This is a genomic window from Xenorhabdus sp. NBAII XenSa04, from assembly GCF_963866145.1.
Taxonomy (GTDB): Bacteria; Pseudomonadota; Gammaproteobacteria; order Enterobacterales; family Enterobacteriaceae; genus Xenorhabdus; species Xenorhabdus indica.
On sequence record NZ_CAWMEB010000279.1, the window covers coordinates 1 to 9,610 of the forward strand.

Annotated in this window: 8 protein-coding genes; 4 read left to right on the forward strand and 4 right to left on the reverse strand. The window is 44.1% G+C overall.

The genetic code is table 11. The annotated features are described in order from the left end of the window. Positions 1 to 4: 4 nt before the first annotated feature. The 4 genes from AAC147_RS10190 to AAC147_RS10205 all read right to left on the reverse strand — a co-directional run bounded on the left by AAC147_RS10190 (position 5) and on the right by AAC147_RS10205 (position 3,615). A complete protein-coding gene (locus tag AAC147_RS10190) occupies positions 5 to 700 on the reverse strand; it encodes an IS6 family transposase (RefSeq protein ID WP_047680628.1) in 696 nt (231 codons plus the stop codon). Positions 701 to 923: 223 nt separating this feature from the next. Then, on the reverse strand, positions 924 to 2,570 hold the full coding sequence (gene groL / locus AAC147_RS10195; RefSeq protein ID WP_047680631.1) for a chaperonin GroEL: 1,647 nt from the start codon (positions 2,568 to 2,570) through the stop codon (positions 924 to 926). Positions 2,571 to 2,625: 55 nt separating this feature from the next. Beyond that, positions 2,626 to 2,919: a co-chaperone GroES gene (locus tag AAC147_RS10200; protein ID WP_047680634.1), complete on the reverse strand. Its 294-nt coding sequence runs from the start codon at positions 2,917 to 2,919 to the stop codon at positions 2,626 to 2,628. Positions 2,920 to 3,096: 177 nt separating this feature from the next. Next, positions 3,097 to 3,615, reverse strand: coding sequence for an FxsA family protein (locus AAC147_RS10205; protein ID WP_047680636.1), 519 nt, complete (start codon positions 3,613 to 3,615; stop codon positions 3,097 to 3,099). Positions 3,616 to 4,049: 434 nt separating this feature from the next. Between AAC147_RS10205 and aspA the strand changes: the two genes are divergently transcribed. The 4 genes from aspA (at position 4,050) to dicD (ending at position 9,511) form a co-directional block, all read left to right on the forward strand. Then, the gene (gene aspA, locus AAC147_RS10210; protein WP_047680638.1) at positions 4,050 to 5,474 is read left to right on the forward strand and encodes an aspartate ammonia-lyase; all 1,425 of its coding nucleotides are present in this window, start codon (positions 4,050 to 4,052) and stop codon (positions 5,472 to 5,474) included. Between the two features lie 140 nt (positions 5,475 to 5,614). Next, complete coding sequence (locus AAC147_RS10215) at positions 5,615 to 6,916, forward strand: anaerobic C4-dicarboxylate transporter (protein ID WP_047680641.1); 1,302 nt, start codon at positions 5,615 to 5,617, stop codon at positions 6,914 to 6,916. Between the two features lie 235 nt (positions 6,917 to 7,151). Beyond that, positions 7,152 to 8,903: a protein-disulfide reductase DsbD gene (locus tag AAC147_RS10220; protein ID WP_047680644.1), complete on the forward strand. Its 1,752-nt coding sequence runs from the start codon at positions 7,152 to 7,154 to the stop codon at positions 8,901 to 8,903. 35 nt (positions 8,904 to 8,938) lie between these two features. Beyond that, complete coding sequence (gene dicD / locus AAC147_RS10225; protein ID WP_047680647.1) at positions 8,939 to 9,511, forward strand: division control transcriptional repressor DicD; 573 nt, start codon at positions 8,939 to 8,941, stop codon at positions 9,509 to 9,511. Positions 9,512 to 9,610: the final 99 nt, after the last annotated feature.

Sequence of the window (9,610 nt, forward strand, 5' to 3'; positions counted from 1 at the left end):
TTTTTTATGCGGTCAGTTGATAGAAAAAGGCCGCGGGTGACATCGGGCATTCCGATTCTTGAACATATTGTCCTTTACGCAACATGCTGAATAACTCAATGCCCGCTAGAAGGGTCTGATCCCGCTTGAAATTTTTGAAGCCCAGCAGGGGAGAGGTTCGCCGTTTGATGTTGCGGTGATCCTGCTCAATCAGGTTATTGAGGTATTTGTTTTGCCGGATAACGATGGCTTCCTCTTTGGATTTCTCCTGATTTAACTCGTCTACCGCCGCTTTATTGGCGCTGCTTTTATCCATTGTGACAACCTCAGGTTGGCCCTGCTGACGCATCGCTTTTTTAAAGAAACGCAAGGCAGCGGCCTTATCCCGACAGGCCGTCAACAAAAAATCCACGGTATTCCCGTGCGAATCCACCGCCCGGTAGAGATACCGCCATTGCCCTTTGATTTTGATATAGGTTTCATCCATTCGCCAGCGACGCCCGACATCAGGTTTGCAGCGCCGATAACGTTTGACAATTAAAGGCACCAGACGATGAACCCAGCGCGAGAGCGTGGAATGATCAACGGTGACACCCCGCTCAGCCATCATCTCTTCCAGATTTCGTAAACTCAGGGCATAAGCGAGATACCACCGGACACACTGGGCGATAATATCGGTAGGATAGTGAAGACGTTTGAAGGCGTTCCGGATCAGGGACATCGTTTGGGACTCGCGCAAAAACCAAGAAGTTTACCTGAAGTTCCGTTAATGCGACAGAGCCCTCCATACGGAGACCGATATTCGGGCCTGGAAACAAGCCCGAATATCGGGTTTTATCAAATGAATGCTATTTCGGCGGGTTGGGAGTGAGTACCACCTATTCAGGATAGTACTCACAGGGACGTAGCCCGCCAGGCTAGCTACCTACGCAACTCTCGTCGCATTACATCATGCCGCCCATTCCACCCATACCGCCCATGCCACCAGCTGCGCCTAAGTCAGCTTTGTCATCTTTTGGCAGATCAGTGATCATCGCTTCAGTCGTGATCATCAGACCAGCAATAGAAGCTGCGAATTGCAGTGCAGAACGTGTTACTTTAGTTGGATCCAAAATACCCATTTCGATCATGTCGCCGTACTGTTCAGTTGCAGCGTTATAACCGTGGTTGCCCTGACCTGCTTTCACGTTGTTCACAACAACAGATGACTCTTCACCCGCGTTGTCTACGATCTGACGCATTGGCGCTTCCATTGCACGCAGTGCAACACGGATACCTACGTTCTGATCTTCGTTGTCTCCAACCAGATCTGCGATAGCTGCCGCTGCGCGAACCAGAGCAACACCACCACCAGCAACAACACCTTCTTCGACTGCTGCGCGAGTTGCGTGCAGAGCATCATCAACACGTGCGCGTTTTTCTTTCATTTCAACTTCAGTTGCTGCACCAACTTTGATCACAGCAACACCGCCTGCCAGTTTCGCTACGCGCTCCTGCAGTTTTTCACGGTCATAGTCAGAAGTTGACTCTTCGATTTGTTGACGGATTTGGCCAACACGCGCTTCAATTGCGCTTGCTTCACCTACGCCATCAATGATAGTAGTCGTGTCTTTGCTGATAACGATACGTTTTGCCTGGCCCAAATCTTCCAGAGTTGCTTTTTCCAGCTCCAGACCGATCTCTTCAGAAATCACAGTGCCGTTAGTCAGAATAGCGATATCCTGTAGCATTGCTTTACGGCGATCACCGAAACCTGGTGCTTTAACCGCTGCAACTTTCACGATACCACGCATGTTGTTTACAACCAGGGTAGCCAGTGCTTCGCCTTCAACATCTTCAGCGATGATAGCCAGAGGCTTGCTCGCCTTAGCTACACCTTCCAGAACTGGCAACAGTTCACGGATGTTGGACACTTTTTTGTCTACCAACAGGATGTATGGGTTTTCCAGCTCAACAGAACCTGCTTCTGGTTTGTTGATGAAATAAGGAGAGAGGTAACCACGATCGAACTGCATACCTTCAACAACGTCCAGCTCATCTTCCAGACCAGTACCTTCTTCAACGGTGATTACACCTTCTTTACCGACTTTATCCATCGCTTCTGCGATCAGTTTACCTACGGTTTCGTCGGAGTTTGCAGAGATTGTACCAACCTGTGCAATGGAAGTGGAATCAGAGCAAGGTACGGACAGTTTCTTCAACTCTTCAACCGCAGAAATTACTGCTTTATCGATTCCACGTTTCAGATCCATTGGGTTCATGCCAGCAGCAACTGCTTTCAGACCTTCGGTGACGATCGCTTGAGCCAGTACAGTTGCAGTGGTTGTACCGTCACCCGCTGCATCATTAGCTTTAGAGGCAACTTCTTTAACCATCTGTGCACCCATGTTCTCGAATTTGTCTTCTAATTCGATTTCACGTGCTACAGAAACACCATCTTTAGTAATTACAGGTGCGCCAAAAGATTTATCCAAAACAACATTACGGCCTTTAGGACCTAAAGTCACTTTAACTGCATCAGCCAGTACATTCACACCACGCAACATTTTGCTGCGAGCATCATTACCAAATTTTACGTCTTTAGCTGCCATTGTGTCTTTCCTTTAAATTCGTTCAATTAAGAAGATCTAAGCGTAGTCTTTTCAATTACGCTTCAACAATTGCCAGAATATCGCTTTCAGACATGATCAACACTTCTTCGTTATCGATCTTCTCTGTTTTAACACCATAACCTTCGTTAAAAATAACGACATCACCCACTTTAACATCCAGCGCTTTCACATCTCCGCTTTCCAGGATGCGACCATTGCCAACAGCGAGAACTTCACCACGGGTAGATTTACCCGCAGCAGAACCAGTCAGAACGATTCCGCCAGCAGATTTTGATTCAACTTCTTGACGCTTGACAATAACGCGGTCATGTAATGGACGAATTTTCATTGATAGATCTCCTATAAATAAAGTCCATATCAGGTAAGAGAATTGATACCAGAACCCAATAGAACCAGTATCATGAAGCTACAAGTTGGGGCATATAAGCAGTACTTCAAGGGGGGATAGCAAAAAATATTTCACTTTTTTATTACCCTCTGAAATCTCAGACAACATAAGCCGAAATTACTTCTTGTTGTAACTATCATCATGGCGTTTTTGGTCATCATGTTTCTGATCATCACGAGTAATAGTATAGGAGGCATCATCTTGCTTGCGCTGATACTCTCCTTCAAATGTTTGCCCACGACCATTATCCTGACCATCTCTTCCACGGACATTCGGGCGGTAAAAGTTAATATGTGGCAGTAATTTTGCTGTCAGTAATTTTTGTACAGGAGACAGCAACAACAATAACCCAAGAAAATCGGTAAAAAAGCCAGGGAGTATTAACAGGAACCCCGCCATCACTAAAGAAACACTTTTAACGGCTTCTACCGCAGGGCTTTCTCCGGCAGCAATTTTCTGCTGCATTGTCATAAAATTTTTGATTCCCTGATTACGGACCAGGGAAACACCAACACAAGAAGTCAGAACCACCAATAACAGGGTTAGCAAGACCCCGACTTCAGAAGCAATGCGGACGAACAGAACTGATTCTATATAAACCAACAGGCATATCAGGATAAGAGGGAGCCAGCGCACGTTGTTCTCCTTTAATTGAGGCATAGTTTAGTTGAGGCATAGTTGAGGCAACCTAAAAGATGAAGGGGATAAATTGGCATTTTCATCCGATTATGAATACAGTCTTCTTCCTTATGACCATGTTCATTAATAATAACTCTCCAGATGATATGTCCAGATAACATAGTGTGGGGATAACAATAACGGTTTTCAATACTTGTCCCGCTTGACTTTTAAGCTGAGTAATCGTGACCTTAATCACACATATGCCATTTCATTAATTAAAATCGTACTATAAAGTGATCCAGGTTCAAGGCATTTCTAACAAATCCAAATATGATCGCGCCAGCAATTTAATGGTAATTAGTTAATATCACAGCAATTGCTATCGGCAACATTATCTCAACAAACACATAACAAACAGTAAAAACGTATCCAATCTTAAGAAGGTTCTCATGTCAAACAACATTCGTATCGAAGAAGACCTGTTAGGTAAACGTGAAGTCCCTGCTGAAGCCTATTACGGTATTCACACTCTACGTGCGATTGAAAACTTCTATATCAGTGACCGCTCTATCAACGACGTACCTGAATTCATCCGTGGCATGGTCATGGTGAAAAAAGCGGCAGCACTGGCAAACAAAGAGCTCCATACGATTCCCGGCAAAGTTGCAGATGTCATTGTCAAAGCTTGTGATGAGCTGCTCAACACTGGTAAATGTATGGATCAGTTCCCGGTTGACGTTTTTCAGGGCGGTGCAGGCACCTCACTAAACATGAATACGAATGAGGTATTGGCAAATATCGGTCTTGAACTGATGGGGCACCAGAAAGGTGAATATGAGTACCTGAACCCCAATGATCATCTGAACAGAAGCCAGTCAACCAACGATGCTTATCCTACTGGTTTCCGTATTGCTGTTTACAACTCAATCATGCAGTTGATCGATTCTATTGAATTATTAAAAGCAGGCTTCGACAAAAAAGGTATTGAGTTCGATGACATTCTGAAAATGGGTCGTACTCAACTGCAAGACGCTGTGCCGATGACTTTGGGTCAAGAGTTCCGTGCTTTCTCTATTTTATTGAAAGAAGAGACTAAAAATATCACCCGTACAGCGGAATTGCTATTGGAAGTCAACCTCGGAGCAACGGCTATCGGTACTGGTCTGAATACAGCACCCGGCTACCAGAAACTAGTTGTGGAAAAATTGGCAGAAGTCACTGGCCTGCCTTGTGTACCCGCAGAAGACCTGATTGAAGCAACTTCCGATTGTGGTGCTTATGTGATGGTTCATGGAGCACTGAAGCGTCTGGCAGTAAAAATGTCTAAAATTTGTAACGACCTGCGTCTGCTCTCTTCCGGCCCACGCGCTGGTCTGAACGAAATCAATCTGCCAGAATTGCAGGCAGGCTCTTCCATTATGCCAGCCAAAGTGAACCCCGTGGTTCCAGAAGTTGTTAACCAAGTTTGTTTCAAGGTGATTGGTAACGATACCTGCATTACCATGGCCGCAGAAGCAGGTCAATTGCAATTGAACGTGATGGAGCCAGCCATTGGTCAGGCAATGTTTGAATCCATTACTATCCTGAGCAATGCATGCCGTAATCTGGTTGAAAAATGTGTTAATGGTATTACAGCCAATAAAGATGTATGCGAAAGCTTTGTCTTTAACTCTATCGGTATCGTAACCTATCTGAACCCATTCATCGGTCACCATAATGGTGATATCGTAGGTAAGATCTGTGCAGAAACGGGTAAAAGTGTCCGGGAAGTCGTTTTGGAGCGAGGCTTGCTGACAGAAGCGCAATTAGATGATATTTTCTCTGTTGAGAACCTAAAACATCCGACTTATAAAGCAAAACGTTTTGATGACTAATTAAATGATTATAATAACGAGTTCGTCTTAATTTTTAAGGCACGCTATTCCAACCGGAAGCGTGCCTTTTTAATTGGCAGCAAACACAAATTATTAACCATAGATTTTCATAAGATTAAATAAATGAAGGAGTATGCAACATGTTAGCCGTAGAATTGGTTATTGTTCTGCTGGCCATTTTTCTGGGGGCAAGATTAGGGGGAATAGGCATTGGTTTTGCAGGTGGGATTGGCGTTTTGATCCTTGCCGCCATTGGCGTCAAACCAGGCAGTATTCCATTCGATGTTATCTCAATTATTATGGCTGTTATTGCTGCAATATCAGCTATGCAAGTGGCTGGAGGATTAGATTATCTCGTCCAACAAACCGAAAAATTACTGCGCAGGAATCCGAAGTACATCACTATCCTTGCGCCTATCGTCACTTACTTTCTGACTTTATTTGCGGGTACGGGAAATATTTCACTGGCAACATTACCTGTTATTGCAGAGGTCGCTAAAGAACAAGGCATCAAACCATGTCGCCCACTCTCAACCGCTGTTGTCTCTGCCCAAATAGGGATCACCGCTTCTCCGATTTCTGCGGCAGTAGTTTATATGGCCTCGATGATGGAAGAACAAGGTGTCAGTTATATTCATTTGCTCATGATACTGCTGCCAGCTACGTTTTTTGCCATCGTATTAATGTCATTCATTGTTTCATGGCTTTTCGATTCCAAACTGGCCAATGACCCTATCTATCAAAAACGCCTTACCGCTGGCTTAGTAGAAATGCGTGGCTCTGCTCAGATCCAAATTAAGCCTGGGGCAAAACTGTCTGTTCTACTGTTTTTGTTAGGTGTTACCAGCGTCATTATCTACGCAGTTATCAATAGCCCTAGTGTGGGATTAATTGAAAAACCGCTGATGAACACCACCAGTGCGATTCTGATTATTATGTTAAGTGTCGCAACCATTATCACCGTTATCTGCTCCGCCAATACTGACGCCATACTGAACTCAAGTACTTTTAAAGCAGGAATGAGTGCTTGTATCTGTATTCTGGGAGTCGCATGGCTAGGGGATACTTTTGTTCAGGCCAATCTTGCTTGGATCAAAGAAACTGCGGGTAATCTGATTCATGCACAACCGTGGTTATTGGCTGTTATTTTCTTCTTTTGCTCTGCCTTACTTTATTCACAAGCAGTTACAGCCAAGGCATTGATGCCTATGGCATTGGCTTTACATGTCACACCATTGACTGCAATTGCTTCGTTCTCTGCGGTTTCCGGTCTATTCATTCTGCCAACCTATCCGACACTGGTTGCAGCAGTGCAAATGGATGATACCGGCACCACCCGGATCGGACGCTTCGTTTTCAACCACCCGTTCTTCATTCCGGGAACAATTGCTGTTGGATTAGCTGTAACATTCGGTTTCCTATTTGGAGACATGGTCCTGTAATTTTCACTCCTTGCTTAGTGTTATCTCAGGGGCTTAAAAAGCCCCTGCATATTTTCTTTCCCATATTTGTTGCCAATAAACTTTCCTGAAAAAAACACCACACTGTTTTAATATTAGGCAAGCAGCCTTTTGCCGTGGCTCTCATCGGTAATAGCACTGATTTTGGTAACAGTACTGATTCTGGTAAATTTTCCCTATTAACCCTATAAAAAAACAGGCAGGCAAAAGATATCTTATGATGAAACGTATTTTCATATTATTTCTACTATTCAGTGCGTTAGCTGCTTCTCCTATTAAAGCTAACGTACTGTTTGAGCGCCCCGGACAGACTTCATACCTTCCCGTTGAACAAGCATTCATGTTTGATTTTCAGCAGAAAGGGGCCCAACTCACACTGAGCTGGGACATAAAACCCGGTTATTACCTCTATAGAAAACAGTTCATCATCACACCAAACCAACAAGCTACCTTAGGTCATATCAATTTTTCCAAGGCGACAGCTCATGAGGATGAGTTTTTTGGCAAAACCGAGGTCTATTTCCAATCAGCACATATTTACATCCCCATTCTTGCTGCAACAAATGACTCTACTCTTCAGATCTCTTATCAAGGCTGTGCAGAAGCGGGATATTGCTATCCCCCGGAAACACTTACCGTACCACTGCGTGCTGTCATTGCTTCCTCTTCACCAAATGCCTCTCTGAGTGAACCTCCACTACAGAAAGAAACACTCCCCAAAACACATGAGACTCCCTTTTCACCGTTATGGGCTTTATTGATTGGTATTGGTGTCGCATTTACGCCTTGCATTCTGCCTATGTACCCGCTGATTTCCGGCATTATTCTGGGGCAACAGAGACCCGAAAGCCCGAAACGTATTTTCTGGCTGGCGATGAGTTATGTGCAAGGAATGGCTATTACTTATACTGCATTGGGGTTAATCGTCGCTGCAGCAGGTTTACAATTTCAGGCCGCGTTACAAAATCCTTATATTCTGGTAGGGCTGTCTGTACTGTTTATTCTACTAGCATTATCGATGTTTGGGACGTATTCACTACAACTTCCTTCTTCTGTTCAAACGCGTCTGGTGAACTGGAGTAACCAGCAGAGAAGTGGCTCCTATTTGGGAGTATTTATTATGGGAATGCTGGCAGGACTGATTGCTTCTCCCTGTACAACCGCCCCACTGAGCGCCATCTTACTTTACATTGCCCAAAGTGGTAACACGGTGCTTGGTGGCCTGACACTTTACCTTTATGCACTGGGAATGGGGTTACCACTCATCGCTGTTATTTTATTTGGCCATAAATTTTTACCCCGCAGTGGTCCATGGATGCAATACGTTAAAGAAGCATTCGGCTTTATTATTCTTGCACTGCCAATTTTTTTACTGGAGAGGGTCTTCGGTGAAACCTGGGGAATAAGATTGTGGAGCATGTTGGGTGTAGCTTTCTTCAGTTGGGCTTTTGTGTTAACACTCAACAACAAAAATGGTTGGTTACGTACCTTACAACTCATTCTACTGACACTGGCTTTAATCTCGTCACGCCCCTTGCAGGATTGGGTATGGGGAACTCAGGCTACAGCACAACAACAAGCATCTTTAAAATTTCAACAAGTCAGCGATTGGCAGGAATTGAGCCAAATTCTGGCTGAAAACCGCCATAAACCGATAATGTTGGATCTGTACGCAGATTGGTGTGTGGCCTGTAAAGAGTTCGAGAAATATACCTTCAGCGCCCCACAGGTGCAAAAACAGTTAAGCAATTTCCTTCTGTTACAAGCTAATGTCACAGAAAATAGCCCCAGACAGAAAGAATTGTTGCAAAAATTGAAAGTACTTGGGCTTCCCACTATTTTGTTTTTTGACTCTCAGGGAAAAGAGCTATCCGATTCACGGGTGAATGGATTTATGGATGCAGAACATTTCAACCACCATTTACAGCATCTATACCCAATAGACTCCCAACCGGAACCAGCAAGATGATGGGTAAACAGAAATCATTTAAAAGGAGAACAACTGTGCAACGTGAATATGTGCTTAGTCATAGTCTGAACTTACTTGAGCAACATGGTCTGTTAGCAACATTAGAGACACTTTTAACTCCCCTCAATATTGATATCAACCACATAAAACATTTCTGGCCTGATCGCGAGGCCCTGCTCTACGATTGCCTACGCTATCATAGTCAGCAAATTGAAGCCTGGCAGCGTCACATCTTGCTGGATGAAACCTTAAGCCCAGAGCAGAAATTATTAGCCCGCTACGATACACTAAAGGAAAAGGTGCAAGAACAGCGCTATCCCGGCTGTTTATTCATTGCAGCTTGTGGTGCTTTTCCTGATACTGACCATCCAATTCACCAACTGGCTGAGTTACAAAAACAGAATTCTTTTCACTATACGATCGGGTTATTACAGCAAATTGGTATCGAAGATAGTGAACAGGTTGCCAAACAGATGGAACTTATCCTTGAAGGTTGTCTCAGCAAGCTATTGGTGAAAAGAGAACTTGAGTTTGTGATTACGGCAAAACTACTGGCTCAGGATATTTTGATCATTGCTAATTGCCGGAAAGACGATGCTTTGAGCTGATAAAAAGTAGCCAAAGCTGAATAATCACACCAGAACAGTATAAAAATACATCCAACAACCATTTTTCACGTTTTTTTTCGCAGAAAGTCGTTGACGGAT

Excerpts from the sequence above, each read along its gene's own strand:
- AAC147_RS10190 (WP_047680628.1), bottom strand. The coding sequence starts at position 700 with ATGTCCCTGATCCGGAACGCCTTCAAACGTCTTCACTATCCTACCGAT.
- AAC147_RS10215 (WP_047680641.1), top strand. The coding sequence starts at position 5,615 with ATGTTAGCCGTAGAATTGGTTATTGTTCTGCTGGCCATTTTTCTGGGG.
- AAC147_RS10220 (WP_047680644.1), top strand. The coding sequence starts at position 7,152 with ATGATGAAACGTATTTTCATATTATTTCTACTATTCAGTGCGTTAGCT.
- aspA (WP_047680638.1), top strand. The coding sequence starts at position 4,050 with ATGTCAAACAACATTCGTATCGAAGAAGACCTGTTAGGTAAACGTGAA.
- AAC147_RS10200 (WP_047680634.1), bottom strand. The coding sequence starts at position 2,919 with ATGAAAATTCGTCCATTACATGACCGCGTTATTGTCAAGCGTCAAGAA.
- groL (WP_047680631.1), bottom strand. The coding sequence starts at position 2,570 with ATGGCAGCTAAAGACGTAAAATTTGGTAATGATGCTCGCAGCAAAATG.